Consider the following 16,076-nt stretch of genomic DNA (forward strand, 5'->3'; position numbering starts at 1 on the left):
ATGTTCGCCCTTGTTGATTGTAATAATTTTTATGCCAGCTGCGAGCAACTGTTTCGACCTGACCTAAAAGAAACACCTATTGTGGTGTTATCCAATAATGATGGTTGCTGTATTGCTCGTTCTAATGAAGCAAAAGCTTTAGGTATCGCCATGGGCGAGCCTTATTTTAAAATTAAAGCCCTATGCCAACAGCATGGAGTAAAAGCATTTTCTTCTAATTACACCTTATATGGAAATATCAGTCATCGGGTAATGTGTACCATTGAAGAAAACTGGCCGCATGTGGAAATTTACTCAATTGATGAGGCTTTTCTTGATTTAAGCAGTTTGCCAGCTGAATTTCACGATACATTTTGTCAGGAATTGCAAAAGAAAATACTTAAACATACGGGCATTCCTACTTCAATTGGTATTGGGCCCACCAAAACCTTAGCAAAGATTGCCAATCATTTATGTAAAAAGGTATATAAGATTCCCGTGTTTAATGTCACAACCAATCGCGAATTACTCCTAAAACAAATAGCAGTGGGAGATGTCTGGGGAGTAGGGCGGCAATGGGATAAAAAACTTACTGCTAGAGGCATCTATACTGCATATGATTTATCAGTGACGAATACTCATCTTTTAAGAAAAAACTTTAATGTCATTTTGATGCGTACTGCAATGGAGCTTCAAGGAATTGCATGTGGCGGTTTGGAGGAAATTGAGCCCAAGCAAAGTATTATGTCTTCGAAAAGTTTTGGGCAGATGCAAACAGAGTTTTCTGCTGTAGCACAATCAGTTAGCAGCCACTGTGCACGTGCGGTTGAAAAAATGCGTGGTCAAAATCTTGTGGCGCAGCGCATGTACATTTTTGTTCATACAAATCGATTTCGAGAAGATTTGGCACAATACTATCAATCAATGGAGTTTCGCTTTATCAATGCAACAGATGACTTACGCCTTATTACCAAAATTGCAAAAAGATGCCTGCGACGTATATTCAAATCGGGATATTATTATAAAAAAGCTGGAATTTGTCTTGAGGACTTAATTCCAAAAAATCAAAGACAACTAGATATGTTTCATCAGCCTAGTGATGAACAAATACAACATAAAGATGATTTAATGGATGTATTTGACGAAATTAATCAGAAATACGGAAGAAGCACCATTCGACTAGCAGCTGAGGGATATTCAAAACCTTGGGCGATGCGCGCAGAATTAAAATCACCAGCCTATACAACACGTTGGAGTGAAGTTCCGCGGGTTAAGTTAACTTAAATAGGATTTAGCTATAATTAAGGGTAGCTTCTATGACAATTTCATCTCAAAATTTCGCTACATGGAGGAAGAAAAAATGAATAAAGAGCATCATGTTGTTCCCAATGCCCAAGGAGGCTGGGATATTAAACAAACACATCATTCCAAAAAATTTCATTTTGATACTAAAGAGGAAGCAGTTAACAAAGCTCGGGAACTTAGCAGTAAAGAACATACTGAGCTTGTTATTCATGATAAACAGGGAAGGATTGATACTAAGGACAGTCATGGTAACGATCCTCGAAATATTCCAGGCTAATTCAAATGAGTATTTATTTTTGAAATTAATAAATGATGGTCTATATTTATAATGTAGGGTGAGTGCTTTGAGCTTTGCCTCAAGTACATTTTCCTACTGCGAAAACCACCTTAGGGTGGTTTTTGTCATTCTGACTCAACAAAATGGAAATATAAATATGGGTCTAGAGCATTATCATCAAAAAAGGGACTTTTCTAAAACTCCTGAACCAAAGGGTAAAATACATCACCGTAACTACCATCGTTTCGTAATTCAAATGCATAAAGCAAGTCACCTGCATTATGATTTTCGTATGGAATTAGATGGAGTATTAAAAAGTTGGGCAATTCCTAAAGGACCGTGCTTAGACCCTGATGTAAAACGATTAGCCATGCACACCGAAGACCATCCTGTGGAATATTTAAAGTTTGAGGGTTTTATTCCAAAAGGAGAATATGGCAGTGGAAGGATGATTATCTGGGATACTGGAAAATGGGAACCTATAGATGAAGACCCTTTGAAAGCTTACAACAAAGGGCATTTACGCTTCATTTTACATGCTAAAAAACTAGGCGGGCGCTGGGATATATTCAAAATCAGAGGGGAGGGGACTTGGTTTTTAAAAAAATATGACGATGATTTTGCGCGTCCTTTGGAATCGTTTGATATCACTGAAAAAGAACCTCAAAGCGTTGTCAGTGGACTCAAGGTGGAAGAAATAAGAGAAAATGTAAGCTCACAAGCTCCTAGAAAACGTGCACTTTTTAAAGGGTTTAAATTAGATTTACCCGAATCACCTTTTCCTCAAAGCTTATCACCACAGTTAGCAACTCTAGCTAAAGAGGCACCTGAAGGTAATGAATGGATACATGAAATAAAATATGATGGCTATCGCATGCTTGCTTTTAAAGAGGGGAGTTCGGTGCGCATGATGTCTCGCAACCATAAAAATTGGACTAAAGAATTTAGGGTTGTAGCGGATGCGATAGCGAAACTTCCTATTAAGAATTTATTACTTGATGGAGAATTAGTTATCTTAGATGAGGAGAGTCGTCCTAATTTCCAGCTCATGCAAAATTCAATTAAGGGAAGAACAGACAAACAATTTATTTATTATCTGTTTGATATCGTATATTACGATAAATGGAATCTGTGTTCACTCCCATTACTCAAGCGGAAAGAGATTCTAAAGTCCCTTATTCCCGACTTTCATCCTATTTTTCACTATAGCCCCCATATTGTGGGCTCAGGGAATGAAGTATATGAAAAAGCTTGTGCTTATTCTTTAGAGGGTATTATATCGAAATTAGCGCTAAGTACTTATCAAACCAAAAGGACTAAGACCTGGTTGAAGTTAAAATGTACAAAGAAGCAAGAATTTGTTATAGGTGGATATACACCACCTCAAGGTTCACGCACGCATTTAGGCTCTTTGTATTTGGGATATTATAACTCAAAAGGTGATTTGATTTACTGTGGCAATGTTGGCACAGGATTTAGTGCCGCTACACTTAGAGAAGTTACTTTAAAACTCAATGAGCGAATTAGCCCAAAGAACCCATTTTCTTTGAAAAATCCACCAGGGTATAAAACAGCCATATGGGTCAAACCTGAGTTGGTATGTGAAGTGGAATACATTGAATGGACCTCTGAAGGAATTTTAAGACATCCCAGTTTTAAAGGTTTACGAGAAGATATCAACGCAAATCAAGTGACCAAAGAAGAAGCAAAATCATTTGAAGAAATTAATCGAGACTTCATTACTCAAGAAAATTTGCAACCAACAAAGCATATTCGCTTAACCCATCCAGAGAAAATCTTATATCCTGAAGATGGTATTACCAAACAGATGGTGTTTGATTATTATGAGCATGTGTGTAATTTTATGTTGCCTCATATTCAAAACCGTCCTTTAACTCTTGTTCGTTGTCCCAGTGATTATAAAGAGTGCTTTTATCAAAAAATGTTCAACAAATCATCCTCCAAAGAACTTCAAAAAGTCTCAATTGAATCACCTAAAGACCATGAGATAAGTGATTATATGTATCTCACAAATAGAGAGGGTTTATTAGGGCTTGCGCAAATGGGTGTATTAGAGATTCACCCATGGGGTAGTCAGGTATCTCATCTCAAGTTTCCTGATGTACTCATATTTGATTTAGACCCATCTCCTGAAGTCCCGTGGAGTAGGGTGGTTGAAAGTGCTTTTGAAGTAAGACAATTCTTAAAAGAGTTTAATTTAACTTCCTTTGTTAAAACTACTGGCGGTAAAGGCTTACATGTAGTGGTTCCAATTAAGCCTGAACATAATTGGGACGTAATCAAAGAATTTACCCATTCTTTTGTTGAGACATTAGAAAAAATTCATCCGAATCATTATGTCAGTGAAATGTCTAAAGCCAAAAGGGTAGGAAAGATTTTTATTGATTATCTACGTAACCAATGGGATGCAGCCATTGGACCATACTCAACCCGAGCACGTCCTCATGCGCCTGTAGCAACTCCCATTCATTGGGATGAGCTAACAAATAATATTGAAGATACTTTTTATAATATTTTTACCATTCAAAAACGATTGAATTCCCTAAGAGTTGACCCATGGAAAGACATTTGGCTAATTGGAAAAAAACAATCGCTTAACTTAGATGATAAAAATTGAAAATAGAAATTAACAAAGATAGAAATTTCTATTTTTAATTTAAATCACTCTTTTGCTTATAAATCTCAAACTGTAAAACTTCTTTATCCCAATACTTAATCACACTTGTATTTATCATCCCTGATTTTGAAAGTACTTTTTGAGAGGCGATATTGTCGGGGTGGACAACAGCGATAAGTTTTTGGATTGATAGATTATCAAATCCCCAAAGAATTAAAGATTTGGTTAATTCTGTTGCATATCCCTTCCCCCAATATTCAGGTAAAAGAGCATAAGCCAATTCGATGTTCACTTGATTATCATCATAATTAAAATAAATTAAACCAGCTCTACCGATAAATTGGCCTGAATCTATTTCATAAACAGAACCAAGGCTAAATTGATGCTTTTGAAAGTGACTGATGGCCTTTTCCAATCCAGTCCTTGCCTCCTTTTTATTCCTCCTTCCATTGCCTATAAATTTCATCACTTTTGAATTTGATTGAAGGTTATATAAATTATCAAAATCATTAGACGAGGGTTCGCAAATTATTAATCTATGAGTTGTTAAAAAAGTTTTCATTTTGAGCTTTATATCAGACCAATCTATTTGAGAGTATATGGAAAAAAATTTTTAAATCTAATTCATTAATATGAAAAGAAAGAAAAGTGTTCTTCCAGGATGTTAATAATTGTTCAATTAATATTGAATTTATTTAAATTATTACTATATTTTAAAGCTTAACCTATGTAAAAAATACTCTGCCCCCTGGAAAATAATATGACTTCATTGATGGATGCTGCAATTATGTATTTATCTGAGAAAAATTACAGTGAAAAAGAATTGAGAAATAAATTGGAGCAAGAATTTGGAAGTTTGCCAGAGTTAGATAAAGCAGTGAATTCGGTAATAACTCGCCTTAATGAACTTGAAATACTTAATGAAAAACAATTAGCCATTAATATTGCGACCCATTATTCACACAAAGGCGATCGGTTCATTTTAAGAATGTTAGAACAAAAAGGAATAGATTCTGATTTAGTTAAAGAGGCAATTAATTCTTTATTGCCTGAACAATTTAGGGCTATGGATGAAGTGAGAGGACATTTTTTTTCGAACTCGAACAAAACACCCGATGATCTATGTCGTTTTTTAGCAGGGAGAAATTTCTCGAGTCAAACCATAGAATTGGTTTTAAAACAATTTATGAATTATAAAAATGGTAAATCATTATTTAAAGAAGTTGCCTAAAGGGTTGTACAATTTCTATTAAATTAATAGAGACTCATTAAGAATAATATTTTTCTTGCACTAAGGAATTTACTGAATTATCATGAAAAAACCTAAGGGAAATAGGTAGGAAGTTCAAGGGATATGATTAAACCCATTGATACCAAAAACTCTAATGTATCTATTGTCGATGATGATTTAATAACTTGTGAGGCATATTTACATTTATTTAAATCTGTTCATATAGAAGCTTATGCTTATCAAAATGCTAATGACTTTTTAAATAGTTATAATAAAAAAACTGGATGTCTCATTCTAGATGTTAGAATGCCAGGAATGAGTGGTTTAGAACTTTTAGAGCATTTACAAGCTCATAATATCAAAATACCAGCCATTGTAGTTACAGGATACGGTGATGTGACTATGGCTGTAAGAGCCATGAAAGCAGGTGCTGAAGACTTTTTTGTAAAACCTGTAAATCAGCAAACATTGTTAGAAGCTAGCCAACGATGCTTAATTAAAAACTATAATATCCCAGACAAAATTGAAGAGCAAATCAATAGATTAAGTAAACGCGAAAAAGAAGTCATGGATTTAATCGTAGAAGGCAAACTCAACAAACAAATGGCTGCTTTACTAAAAATTTCTATCTCTACAGTAGAAGTTCACAGAGCAAATGTTATGAGAAAAATGGAAGTGAAAACATTAGCAGAACTTATAAAAAAAATCTACTATTTTACCAATCTAAATAAAAATTAATTCTATTAAAATAGAGAGTCTCTTCTAATTCTTTAAAATAGAATTTTCACTACACCGCTTGCAGCTTTAAAATATCTGCGGGGGGAACCCTGGATAAAAGTTATAGACTCAAGTCCCCAAGAAGTAAACATTTGAAGGTTTGTATTTTAATTCAGTATGTTTTTAATTTAATCAAAACATAACAAATCTACTATTTTTGAAATTATTTTTATTAATAATTTTTAAAAAATAACTTATAAAACAAATGTAAAATGCTCATGATCTGATCAAGTCAAATCATACTATTCATTACATAATTGCAACAAATTAAATAAGTACTATCCTAATAATAAGAGTTAGATTAAATTCAAAGTTAATAACATGAGTTGAATCTGGATTGTAAAAGACTACTACTTATAACTTTCAATATTATTTCTTAAAGTTATAAACTTAACTATAAGTCGTCTATGGAAAACCCAATACTTTTTTTAATAATCGATGAATCATTAGGAGAACGCATCATAATGCGCACTCATTTATCGCAGTTGCAGCATAAGGTAGATATGGCTTCAGATGCAGTTTCAGGGTTAGAGCTAGCTTCAATGAGACGCTACGATGTGATTTTAGTTGATGAAAAATTAACCAACATTGTCTTTAACGAGCTTGTTGAACTAATTCACGACAGCTCGATCCACAACCAAACCACACCTATTATAAAAATAACCTATAACCCTGAACAAAATTCCCTCCACCTACAAAAAAAACAAATTCAATGCATGAAGCCTTTTACACGACAATACATGCTTAACATTGTCGAGTTAGTATATGAACTACAAAGCAAAAAATAATTTTGAAGTTAAATATAATTTTCAAGAAATTAAATAAAGGTGCAATACAAAAGAAAACAAAGTTACTTATAAATTTTCACTACTAAAATTTATAATATTAAAACCAAAAATGGATAAAAAAAAATATTATAAATCCACTAAAGGAGCCAACATCAATAAAAATTGTTCCTTTTGATAATAGGGGGAAACTCTAGAATCAAGTTTTTAAAGGATAACAATTTATGTGTATTTATACTGCAAAGATATATATAGAAGATGAAATCATCGATGAACGAAACAGTGACGATCTTGATGGCCTATATATCTGGATGATTGCTAAGGCGGATAGTCAAAAAATTCCTTACAAAGGTATAATTATAAATAATTATACGAAAGAAGTTGTTCGAACATTTAAAACCTCTTCAATAGAATAGATTATGGGCAAAAGAATCAATTTTACTAAGATTGAAAAATTATTTTTTCAAAACAAAACTTAACTTTCCTGTTCTTTCAAGACGTGCTTCTTTGATATTATCCAATGTGTCAAGATGAATTGTTTCTCTTACACTTTCCATTATATCGTCTTTTGTAATTTGATTTTTTCGTAAAACATCCCAATTTACTTTACCGTTACAAATGACTATCTTAGATTCGCCTTTTAAAATTTTACCTGCACGATGACTTTTAAAAGTCCAATGTGCAATGAGCCAGTGTAAGATAATTAATACTCCGCCACCTATCATTGATTGAAAAAGCGTAGATGAACCATTGATGGCCCGACTTACTACAGAAAGTTTATAGTAGAGAGCTTTCAGGTGAAATCAAAAAGTTTTTTTAAGCCCATGTTGTTTTAATGAAATTATCTATATTTGATAGATTTGACCTTGTTTTATTGAGGAGTCTAATTTGCTTCTAACTCTGTTTCTTTGAATTAAATGATCAATAGTGAACAGTTATTGAAATATTATAAAGTGGCTTTTGCAAAGATACAAACTGCACAAAATACGTACATCAATTCATCTTTAAATAAGTACTCTGCGTTAGAATTATAACTTCTTTTTAATATGATTTTTAATATTATGTATACTATTATAATTGACAAAAACATTCCTTTAACTTCTCAGATTAATAATATACCTGCTGGTGCAACAACAGTTAAGTTTAAAGAACTGTACAGAGAACCTAATTTAAAAACGATAAGCCGATAATCACCTTTGCTGCAGAAGTCCAAAACAGCTACAACAAATGGCATCTAGTTTTCCGAAATCTGTTCATCATGTGAGCTTAGCTCATAATCAACTGAATCTTATGGGAATTGATTTAACCAAGGATTTAAAAAACTATGAATCCCTTATTCAAGCTCAAGGAAAAGCAATGAAAAAAATGCTTTCAGGCTTTGAAAAACATGTTATTGAACTTGATTTGTCTCATAATGATCTAGGAAAATATGTATACTCACTTAAAATAGGACTGCAGGGACTACACAAGGTTTTTACTTTCCTTAACTTATCCGGGAATAGTTTGGGGCAACAATCTGAGGTTGGTCTTGCAGAGGCATTATCCGTTCTGGTTAGAAGCGAGAGTTACTTAGCCGTTGATTTACGTAATAACAACCTCTTTAAAGGAAAAACAATAAGGCAGCACGAGGAGTTGCTAAGAGGTTTGTGGCCTTTTCTTTATAAGCAATTTTGTAATTTTAATAATAATGGCAATATAATATTAAATGTAGGCAAACAATTGGCTTATTTAAACGAGATTAATGAATTACCTTTAGATGTAAAGAGATTGATTGCCAGTAAATTTGTAAGGGTTAGTTGTGGAGCCCAATATCAGTTTAATTCTTCCTCGTTCTTTAAGGCCAAACCGAAAGAGAAATTAGTTAAATCGCAATCTTTAGATATGTTAATGACGTAATTAAAGATAAGTAAATTTTTATGTAATGAATAGTTTTCCTTGTAAAACTGGAGAACTATTTTAGCGATCAGCTACATAAAAATAATAAAGTTCTTTTTCCTCAAAGAGGATACGAAGAAATTTGGAAACCGAATTTGGATCCTGGATTAGAAGGCTCTAGAATTCCGCTTCCTGATAATTTTATTCAGGATGGTTTGTCTTTATGCGAATCACCTCTGGGCATGAGGATAGGTAACACGCAGAAAAACGTACTTTTGATAAAATAGTGCAAATAATACTACTGTAAAAGAAACTGATTTGTTACAAAATCTCGTTTAAATACACGAAAAGCGTTAATGAAATTAATGGACTGGTTCTACTAAGAAGCTAAAGTATAAATTACTTGGGAGTCTATTATGTTAAATATTATTTTAGTTTGGATTTTCTCTGCAATTGCCCTACTTATCACTTCAAGATTAGTGAAGGGTTTTCACCTTAAAGATTTTAAAGCCGCGATGATTGCAAGTTTGGTCGTTGGATTTTTAAATGCAATTATAAAACCGATTCTTTTTATCCTAACACTGCCAATTAATATTCTGACCCTAGGCCTGTTTACATTTGTGTTAAATGCGATAATCCTTGGCATTGCAGCAGGAATCCTACCAAGTTTTACAATAGATGGATGGATTACAGCTGTTAGCGCTGCAGTCATTTTAATGATCGTACAACTTCTTATTAATTTTGTCTTTGGTTTCTAAAAATACATCACCTTCATTGCTGCTATTTAATGAATAGATTTGAAGCTTTGAAATTACCTTTGTATACCCTACTAAGAGAGCAAGGCTAAATGTGCAAATGGGTGACATTACCCTTTTAAACTGACTGTATAGATTAAGTAAAGAATAAGGCTGAAAAAGCATGATACTAGTTCATATAACGATGGGTTTGTGAACAATCACTATAATGCATTTTCTAGTCTAAATTAATCCTAGATAGTGTTCAAAAACTAAGTCCATAAAACAAAGTTTATTAAAAAATAATTTTTATAGATAATGAACCCAAAACTTATAGATTCCTCCCAAGAGAATAATTATTCCTAATAATGAGTAGATCCAATGATTTTTTATAAGCTCTATTATGGTACTCGGATGTACTCCATATATATCAACCCATTTTGCTTTTGTTCTTAAAGTCCCATCGAGAGTACGCTCTAGAATATTGGCTAATGCATCTGATTTCCTAAGAGTGGATTGATGTAATTTTACGAACTCTCTTTTTTCAAAGGCATCTGCCTCCTCTTCACCCGTGAGAATGTCTTTCATAGTAATTTTATTATGTTTTAATAATTCATTTAGGCGGCCATGCTCTCCATGGCTGATATATTTAATTCCATAGAGCCCTATGAGAACTCTAGCAAGATCAATTTTATTTAAGTCATTAATTATTACGGGCTCACCATTTAAAACTTTATAACGATGCTCTATTGCTTGAAAACCAAAATTAATATCTCTCATATTCCAATGTATAAACTTATAGCTATTCTTGTTAGAAAGAAAGATGAAATATTGATCTAACATTTTTCTTTCTAATTTATCGTAGTGATTTTCGATCTGATCTTGGGCAATGTGTTCTTCTTCTGCAGACTTATGAATAGAAAATGAATGCGTTTGGCCATTTTCAAAGTTTCTTATAGCTATGGATGTAACTCTAGGAGTGTGGCCATCAACAATTTTATAAAAAGATTCACAAGAATAGTGAATGATCATACAGTAGGATTTGTTATTATTTACTGTAGATAATTGATCTTTGCTTTCCTGTCTTCTTTTCTTTCGTTGTATCCAATTACTGTGAGTCATGTATTATATCCCTATATCGCTCAATCACTAGCCATCTGAACGGCCGATAAATCCTTTTATGCTACTCAACTTTAAGAATTTTTTAATCAATAGAATTGTATGAGACACCTGTCTTTGATTTTTAATGTAATTGCTATCATCCTTTAATAGTTAATTATAGCTTTTTATTTGAGATAGATAACGTATCTATCTATCTCAAATAACCTGGAATAGATAGGAAAGAGAAAAGGAACCTATGGGTTTGTTTGCGCGTTAGAAGATCAATAATCAAGAGTGTGTGATGGATAATGTTTCTCAATAATTCATATAAAAATATTTTTAATAATTCTAAAATAATTAATTAACCGTGCATTTTTCAAATGATATGTCTCCTCTGCCATTATCTTCAATACCAGATAAATTATGAAATAACTGGAAATTATATTGAGGTTCAAAAACATAAAATTTCGTTATGTTAACGTTGTTATCATGTACAATTTTATCTACTAACATTTTCTTACATTGTAGTTTTTTATTAAAGTAAATGCATCTCGAAATATATGTAATATCTTCAGAAGTTTCCAGAAGTGTAAAAAAGGGATGTTTATCTAATTCTTCTTTGGAGTATTCGTGCTCAAAACCCAATTTTTTTATTATGTTACAAGTGTAAGTTACGGCATAGCTTGTAATAGGTAATAGCAATAAAATAATAAGTATTTTTTTTGATAAGTTCATTTTTAATCTCCTGAGGTTAATCTAAATATAGGAGAAATAAACAATTTGATTTTAAAGCAGGTAATAAAAATTTTTGTTTAGAGAAAAACCACCGTTAAAATGAACTCATTAATTTCTGTATAAAATTTGAACTTTAGTGGGCTGTGGCGGTTTAAAAAGCTGTTTCAATTAAATATTGTTTCATTTATTGCAATGGAGCGTTTTATTAAACGGAGTTTAAGTGTCTATTGGGTACATTCTATTGATAGAAAACATTATCCTTAAAACGATTAATTTCTCTTTACTTTCATTTCATGGAGGTAAATAAAAATTTTTAACTTCCCCTACGCAGTATTTGTTTATAAGTTTTCCCTCAATAAAATAAGTAGAACTAACCAAATATCTTTTCTATTTCAAATTTAGTAGGGCTGTTGCTTCAAATGAATCACCCTTTCCAAAATATAAAATTTTCATCAAGAACTAACTCCTTAAAACTCACTATTGCAGAAGGCTTATTATTAAACATAGTACCGGTATTGGTAGTGGTGGAACAGGTTATTACAATATTTTCTCTTGTACATATATAAGAAATCAATGATCCTTCAATGGCTTTAACTGAATAGCCATCCCCACTTAGCATTTTACAATCACTATCCTGTAACCATATCTCCTTTGCTCCATAAATTATTGATGAATATAAAACAGATAAAACTATTAAAAATTTTTTCATGATTACATTACACTCCTTTGTACATGAATTATTCTTCATTATAGACTTAGTGCATAGGCAAAGATTGATACAATTAAAAGCTCCCCAAATATAATTTAATTTATAGTATTCCTTCTAAATTTGTTTTCCTTAATAGTTTGAGATAGATACGTACCTCATCCATCATAAACAAAGGATAATGAGTAAGATAACGTATATATTTTCTGGAGCGGTAAGAAAAAAGTCAAAAATTTGTGATGGATAATATTTATTAATTACATTTAATTTTTTAGATAAAGAGCTCCTATTTTTGTACCATTCCGAGCGTATTCATTGTAAAGTTCATTCGGTAGATGATCCAGAAGATCCTCGTAAATCCTATATATTTTGTCCCAATCATCAGTACCTAATTCACCAGGTAGACATGCCATTCCTGGAAAAACTTCATCTTTTATCTCTATGAGTATTTTCTGAATTGAATCATGACTTTCATCATCAAGATAACGATGGTAAAAAAAAGAAGTAATTTTTTTAAATTGTTTTAGTTGATCAGGTGAAAAATTTATAGATAAATTTTGAGCTAAATAATCCAGTTCATGGGTGAATGGAATTTTTTTCTTATTCCATATCCACAAGCTTTTTAAAAGAAGCTCTATTCCTAAATGCCCGAGTGTAGCCGCGGTATTAAAAAACGATGGAAATGTAAATAGGTATTTTGAAACTGCTAAATACTCATCGGATAATCTTATAAAATGAATAGCTAATTGAGATACATCATTATCCTTAATATCGGTAAATTTCATGAAAATTCTCAAATGTATATTGTGAAGTAAGTATAGATATTTTTAAAAACTATTTAATTAAACAGTGTTTGATTTATCGCCAAGGAGCATCATATTAAACTAATTAGATTCATTATTGGCCATCCCTTTACGCCGTTATCCGCACATTGAAGTTAATAAGAAAACTTCTAGTCTATAATTTATTTAAGTCCTGGCCTAGTGCAAGAGGGGGGATACGTGACGCTGATGTTAATAGGAAGAAAATGGGGATAAATACAAAAATTAGTGATTTGTATAAAACAAATTATGTTGCACATTATACAAAAGCGCAAACTGCCATAAAATTCATTTTACCTAACCAAACTATTAAATTAGGGAATGCGTTGAGTGTTAATGATCCTTATGAAAACAAATTATCATGGTTTGAGGATGATTGTAGTACTTATGCTGAAAATTATGTCATTGATAGAGATGAGGCAAAAAAAATATTGGCTCAAAGAATAAAATTATTCTGTACTACTCAATGCAATATTGAGGGTGAAAATAAAATATTTAGTTATATTCATGGCTTAAAAAATTCATTTTTTTCAATACCTTCAATGTGGACACATTATGGGGATAATCATGCTGGAGTATGCCTCATTTTTGATAAAGAAATTTTAAATGAACAAATTAAAAAAGTAAGGTCTGATAAATTACTTAGTAATAAAGTAACGTACCACGACTATATTCCACATCGATCAGCTGAAGTAAATAGAAATAATTTGAAAACATATTTAGAAGATCCAATAATATTTAATGAATTTTGTTACCCATATATAAAGGAGGTGTTTTTTAAAAAAAATACATGTTGGTCTTATGAAGAGGAGTATAGATGGCTATTGCTCACCGAAAATGAAGATGAATTATTAGTCAACTACTTAAATTCACTTAAAGCTCTTGTTCTTGGAGCGGATTTTGATTACGAAAATAATTTTCAGTCGATATTAGACTTTAAAGTTCCTTATTACTCTATCCGATTCGAATACGGTAAATATATAATTACTGGAGATTAACCCACCCTTCATTCAATCTATTAAAACCATATCTGCCATATAGCCTCTTTAATTAAAAATAAATAGAGCAATTGAGATTAAAATAATAATCAACATAATTATGTATTTATGATTAACCATGATGAATCGTCCAATAAGCGTAACTCTTGAATTTTAGACTATTTATTCAAAATCTAGGATATCGTCAGTTTATTAATTCAACATTAATCGATATTAAAAATAGTTCTTATGAATATTGAGTTCAAAAAAATACCATTTAACTCTTTAATATCTGTAGTGAATTAAATTTAGCAATGAAACATTTTATTGAATTAATCGTTACCTTCGCTTCCCCGAATAGGGCTGACTTTTACGAATTAATTAATTCTAGAGAATCTGTCTTCAATAGTTTTAATTAATTCAACAACAAAGGTAGCTGGATGGAAGTTTAAGTTAATTTTATTATCTTTAAATGCAGGTATTAATTGATTCCATAATCTAGATGTTTTAAAAGTTCCGTTTTGTGCAGAGCTTCTTTGTTTTAATCTTTTATAATGATTAAGTTCATTTCTAACAAACAGGATTCTTTTAAAACTTGTCTTGTGTAAAGAGCTAACTTTATAATTAATAGATTTTTTACGTAATATATAAGGAAGAATTACAATTAATTTATCCTCTATAGAGCATTCTTTTATCAAATCTTCTTTTTTATGCAATAAAACACTGGTTTTAAAATTTTTAGTTAATTCTTTCAATTTCACATAATCATCAAGATCAGGACTAAATGAGTCTATTCTGAGATTAAGGTATGCTTCCAAAGCGTTAAAAGAAAAAACATAGGCGGAAATAATAAACCTAAAATATTTTAATAAATCACTGGGATTATTCGTTGCCAGCGTATAAATCTTTTTTTTATCTTTTGTTCGTTCTTTTTGAAGGGTACGAGAGATAGACTGACTTACCGCAAAGGCTTTCGTCTCATCATCAGAAGCCATCTCCAGATAAAACTTCCAAATTATTAAGGCAGGAAATTGATAAAAGACATGATCGTATTCTGCTACTTCTAGACGATTTATAATTGTACCATCCGTAATAAATTGATTAAGCAAAAATTGATCGCCTTTAACTAAAAATACATCTTGAACTGGACCGAATTGCTCTTTTTCCATTCCTATCTACTTCTTCAGATAAAAAGATATAATAAAATTTGTCATATGGATACATTCTTGTCACTTTTGTTTGGCCTTATTCATATAATAATCTTCCAAATATGTTCTTATATTATAAAGCGACTTAATCTTGAATTGTATAAAGATCAAGACCATATAATTTATAGCTATCTAAAGTAAATTCCTTTTCCATATCTGTCAAATTAGGAAGAAAAAATTCATTTATATCAAATTCCTCCCAAAAAGAATCAGATTTTAGGTCATTTGCATCCATAATATATGTTAATTTATATTTATTGTCTGATAATTTTAAAATGTATGGAACAATATGCCCAAAGCTATAACCAAGTTTAATAGCTTTTTGCGCTATTTTTAACATACTTAGGCTAGAAGGCATCCAGCGATTAATTTCCCTCCAAGCTTTTTCCTTAATTTTTTCATCCAGTATTTCTGCGCTACCTTCGATTAAGTACTCCCAATGGGGTTCGTCATCGTATTGTTCACCATTCCAATATTTATCAATAACGCTTATATATTCACATCTTATAATTTTGTCCTCATTTAATGCCGCGTAAGTAATCCACTTAGAGTCAACTTTAGATACTTTATTTGAGTTGATCCTAACTTTAACCAAATTTTCATTTTTTAAAATGGGATCCTCCCCAATCCATAGCTACTTTAGCATCACTTTTCTTTTTAAATACATATAAACAACTCATTCGAGACACTGCATTAGGAAAATGTTTTGCTCTAACATATTCAAATATAAATTCATTACAAAGCCTACTATTATTTTTAGAGTCAATTATCCCTGCTAACCATACTGATGGATGTGGAGGTTTATTTTCCTCAATAGATTGAGGGGTTATTAGGACTCCTCTACAGCATTCCCAAGCTACTAACCGGGTTTGGGGAGCAATGGAACAGCCAACCGACTTAAGGACTATATTGGTCTTTTAATATCTA

At 31.7% G+C, this 16,076-nt stretch carries 19 protein-coding genes; 10 read left to right on the forward strand and 9 right to left on the reverse strand.

The features are described from left to right. From HBNCFIEN_RS17205 to ligD, 3 genes are all read left to right on the forward strand, one after another. Positions 1–1,263, forward strand: coding sequence for a Y-family DNA polymerase (locus tag HBNCFIEN_RS17205; RefSeq protein WP_182393772.1), 1,263 nt, complete (start codon positions 1–3; stop codon positions 1,261–1,263). A gap of 76 nt (positions 1,264–1,339) precedes the next feature. After that, positions 1,340–1,561 (forward strand): DUF2188 domain-containing protein, encoded by a 222-nt coding sequence (locus HBNCFIEN_RS17210; RefSeq protein WP_182393773.1) that lies wholly within the window; start codon positions 1,340–1,342, stop codon positions 1,559–1,561. Positions 1,562–1,718: 157 nt separating this feature from the next. Further along, the gene (gene ligD, locus HBNCFIEN_RS17215; RefSeq protein ID WP_182393774.1) at positions 1,719–4,199 is read left to right on the forward strand and encodes a DNA ligase D; all 2,481 of its coding nucleotides are present in this window, start codon (positions 1,719–1,721) and stop codon (positions 4,197–4,199) included. 34 nt (positions 4,200–4,233) lie between these two features. Here ligD and HBNCFIEN_RS17220 read toward each other — a convergent pair whose 3' ends face one another. After that, complete coding sequence (locus HBNCFIEN_RS17220) at positions 4,234–4,761, reverse strand: GNAT family N-acetyltransferase (RefSeq protein ID WP_182393775.1); 528 nt, start codon at positions 4,759–4,761, stop codon at positions 4,234–4,236. A gap of 198 nt (positions 4,762–4,959) precedes the next feature. Here HBNCFIEN_RS17220 and HBNCFIEN_RS17225 point away from each other — a divergent pair, with 198 nt between their 5' ends. The 4 genes from HBNCFIEN_RS17225 (at position 4,960) to HBNCFIEN_RS17240 (ending at position 7,408) form a co-directional block, all read left to right on the forward strand. Beyond that, positions 4,960–5,430 carry a regulatory protein RecX gene (locus HBNCFIEN_RS17225; RefSeq protein WP_182393776.1) on the forward strand — a complete coding sequence of 157 codons (471 nt, stop codon included), beginning with the start codon at positions 4,960–4,962 and terminating at the stop codon, positions 5,428–5,430. Positions 5,431–5,553: 123 nt separating this feature from the next. Next, positions 5,554–6,168, forward strand: coding sequence for a response regulator transcription factor (locus HBNCFIEN_RS17230; RefSeq protein ID WP_255464436.1), 615 nt, complete (start codon positions 5,554–5,556; stop codon positions 6,166–6,168). A 503-nt stretch (positions 6,169–6,671) separates the two neighbouring features. Beyond that, complete coding sequence (locus HBNCFIEN_RS17235; RefSeq protein ID WP_255464437.1) at positions 6,672–6,995, forward strand: response regulator; 324 nt, start codon at positions 6,672–6,674, stop codon at positions 6,993–6,995. 221 nt (positions 6,996–7,216) lie between these two features. Next, positions 7,217–7,408 carry a hypothetical protein gene (locus HBNCFIEN_RS17240; RefSeq protein ID WP_182393778.1) on the forward strand — a complete coding sequence of 64 codons (192 nt, stop codon included), beginning with the start codon at positions 7,217–7,219 and terminating at the stop codon, positions 7,406–7,408. Between the two features lie 39 nt (positions 7,409–7,447). On the opposite strand, the gene HBNCFIEN_RS17245 is transcribed toward HBNCFIEN_RS17240, so the two are convergent. Then, complete coding sequence (locus HBNCFIEN_RS17245) at positions 7,448–7,717, reverse strand: YetF domain-containing protein (RefSeq protein ID WP_182393779.1); 270 nt, start codon at positions 7,715–7,717, stop codon at positions 7,448–7,450. Between the two features lie 565 nt (positions 7,718–8,282). On the opposite strand from HBNCFIEN_RS17245, the gene HBNCFIEN_RS17250 reads away from it, so the two are divergent. Further along, positions 8,283–8,888, forward strand: coding sequence for a hypothetical protein (locus HBNCFIEN_RS17250; RefSeq protein ID WP_182393780.1), 606 nt, complete (start codon positions 8,283–8,285; stop codon positions 8,886–8,888). A 395-nt stretch (positions 8,889–9,283) separates the two neighbouring features. After that, positions 9,284–9,625 carry a phage holin family protein gene (locus HBNCFIEN_RS17255; protein ID WP_182393781.1) on the forward strand — a complete coding sequence of 114 codons (342 nt, stop codon included), beginning with the start codon at positions 9,284–9,286 and terminating at the stop codon, positions 9,623–9,625. Positions 9,626–9,910: 285 nt separating this feature from the next. On the opposite strand, the gene HBNCFIEN_RS17260 is transcribed toward HBNCFIEN_RS17255, so the two are convergent. The 4 genes from HBNCFIEN_RS17260 to HBNCFIEN_RS17275 all read right to left on the reverse strand — a co-directional run bounded on the left by HBNCFIEN_RS17260 (position 9,911) and on the right by HBNCFIEN_RS17275 (position 12,928). Next, complete coding sequence (locus tag HBNCFIEN_RS17260) at positions 9,911–10,723, reverse strand: hypothetical protein (protein WP_182393782.1); 813 nt, start codon at positions 10,721–10,723, stop codon at positions 9,911–9,913. Between the two features lie 336 nt (positions 10,724–11,059). Then, positions 11,060–11,437, reverse strand: coding sequence for a hypothetical protein (locus HBNCFIEN_RS17265; RefSeq protein WP_182393783.1), 378 nt, complete (start codon positions 11,435–11,437; stop codon positions 11,060–11,062). A gap of 424 nt (positions 11,438–11,861) precedes the next feature. After that, positions 11,862–12,146 carry a hypothetical protein gene (locus HBNCFIEN_RS17270; RefSeq protein WP_182393784.1) on the reverse strand — a complete coding sequence of 95 codons (285 nt, stop codon included), beginning with the start codon at positions 12,144–12,146 and terminating at the stop codon, positions 11,862–11,864. A 260-nt stretch (positions 12,147–12,406) separates the two neighbouring features. Next, entirely contained in the window at positions 12,407–12,928 is a 522-nt protein-coding gene (locus tag HBNCFIEN_RS17275; protein ID WP_182393785.1) for a HEPN domain-containing protein, read from the reverse strand. Positions 12,929–13,170: 242 nt separating this feature from the next. Between HBNCFIEN_RS17275 and HBNCFIEN_RS17280 the strand changes: the two genes are divergently transcribed. Beyond that, a complete protein-coding gene (locus HBNCFIEN_RS17280) occupies positions 13,171–13,962 on the forward strand; it encodes a DUF2971 domain-containing protein (RefSeq protein WP_182393786.1) in 792 nt (263 codons plus the stop codon). A 356-nt stretch (positions 13,963–14,318) separates the two neighbouring features. On the opposite strand, the gene HBNCFIEN_RS17285 is transcribed toward HBNCFIEN_RS17280, so the two are convergent. From HBNCFIEN_RS17285 to HBNCFIEN_RS17925, 3 genes are all read right to left on the reverse strand, one after another. Continuing rightward, positions 14,319–15,110 carry a hypothetical protein gene (locus HBNCFIEN_RS17285; RefSeq protein ID WP_182393787.1) on the reverse strand — a complete coding sequence of 264 codons (792 nt, stop codon included), beginning with the start codon at positions 15,108–15,110 and terminating at the stop codon, positions 14,319–14,321. Between the two features lie 124 nt (positions 15,111–15,234). Further along, positions 15,235–15,744, reverse strand: coding sequence for a hypothetical protein (locus tag HBNCFIEN_RS17290; RefSeq protein WP_182393788.1), 510 nt, complete (start codon positions 15,742–15,744; stop codon positions 15,235–15,237). A gap of 4 nt (positions 15,745–15,748) precedes the next feature. Next, complete coding sequence (locus tag HBNCFIEN_RS17925; RefSeq protein WP_182393807.1) at positions 15,749–16,057, reverse strand: DUF2441 domain-containing protein; 309 nt, start codon at positions 16,055–16,057, stop codon at positions 15,749–15,751. Positions 16,058–16,076: the final 19 nt, after the last annotated feature.

The sequence above is a fragment of the Legionella sp. PC997 genome (genome assembly GCF_014109825.1).
In the GTDB taxonomy this organism is placed as follows: Bacteria; Pseudomonadota; Gammaproteobacteria; order Legionellales; family Legionellaceae; genus Legionella.

Excerpts from the sequence above, each read along its gene's own strand:
- HBNCFIEN_RS17205 (WP_182393772.1), top strand. The coding sequence starts at position 1 with ATGTTCGCCCTTGTTGATTGTAATAATTTTTATGCCAGCTGCGAGCAA.
- HBNCFIEN_RS17210 (WP_182393773.1), top strand. The coding sequence starts at position 1,340 with ATGAATAAAGAGCATCATGTTGTTCCCAATGCCCAAGGAGGCTGGGAT.
- ligD (WP_182393774.1), top strand. The coding sequence starts at position 1,719 with ATGGGTCTAGAGCATTATCATCAAAAAAGGGACTTTTCTAAAACTCCT.
- HBNCFIEN_RS17220 (WP_182393775.1), bottom strand. The coding sequence starts at position 4,761 with ATGAAAACTTTTTTAACAACTCATAGATTAATAATTTGCGAACCCTCG.
- HBNCFIEN_RS17225 (WP_182393776.1), top strand. The coding sequence starts at position 4,960 with ATGACTTCATTGATGGATGCTGCAATTATGTATTTATCTGAGAAAAAT.
- HBNCFIEN_RS17230 (WP_255464436.1), top strand. The coding sequence starts at position 5,554 with ATGATTAAACCCATTGATACCAAAAACTCTAATGTATCTATTGTCGAT.
- HBNCFIEN_RS17235 (WP_255464437.1), top strand. The coding sequence starts at position 6,672 with ATGCGCACTCATTTATCGCAGTTGCAGCATAAGGTAGATATGGCTTCA.
- HBNCFIEN_RS17240 (WP_182393778.1), top strand. The coding sequence starts at position 7,217 with ATGTGTATTTATACTGCAAAGATATATATAGAAGATGAAATCATCGAT.
- HBNCFIEN_RS17245 (WP_182393779.1), bottom strand. The coding sequence starts at position 7,717 with ATGATAGGTGGCGGAGTATTAATTATCTTACACTGGCTCATTGCACAT.
- HBNCFIEN_RS17250 (WP_182393780.1), top strand. The coding sequence starts at position 8,283 with ATGGGAATTGATTTAACCAAGGATTTAAAAAACTATGAATCCCTTATT.
- HBNCFIEN_RS17255 (WP_182393781.1), top strand. The coding sequence starts at position 9,284 with ATGTTAAATATTATTTTAGTTTGGATTTTCTCTGCAATTGCCCTACTT.
- HBNCFIEN_RS17260 (WP_182393782.1), bottom strand. The coding sequence starts at position 10,723 with ATGACTCACAGTAATTGGATACAACGAAAGAAAAGAAGACAGGAAAGC.
- HBNCFIEN_RS17265 (WP_182393783.1), bottom strand. The coding sequence starts at position 11,437 with ATGAACTTATCAAAAAAAATACTTATTATTTTATTGCTATTACCTATT.
- HBNCFIEN_RS17270 (WP_182393784.1), bottom strand. The coding sequence starts at position 12,146 with ATGAAAAAATTTTTAATAGTTTTATCTGTTTTATATTCATCAATAATT.
- HBNCFIEN_RS17275 (WP_182393785.1), bottom strand. The coding sequence starts at position 12,928 with ATGAAATTTACCGATATTAAGGATAATGATGTATCTCAATTAGCTATT.
- HBNCFIEN_RS17280 (WP_182393786.1), top strand. The coding sequence starts at position 13,171 with ATGGGGATAAATACAAAAATTAGTGATTTGTATAAAACAAATTATGTT.
- HBNCFIEN_RS17285 (WP_182393787.1), bottom strand. The coding sequence starts at position 15,110 with ATGGAAAAAGAGCAATTCGGTCCAGTTCAAGATGTATTTTTAGTTAAA.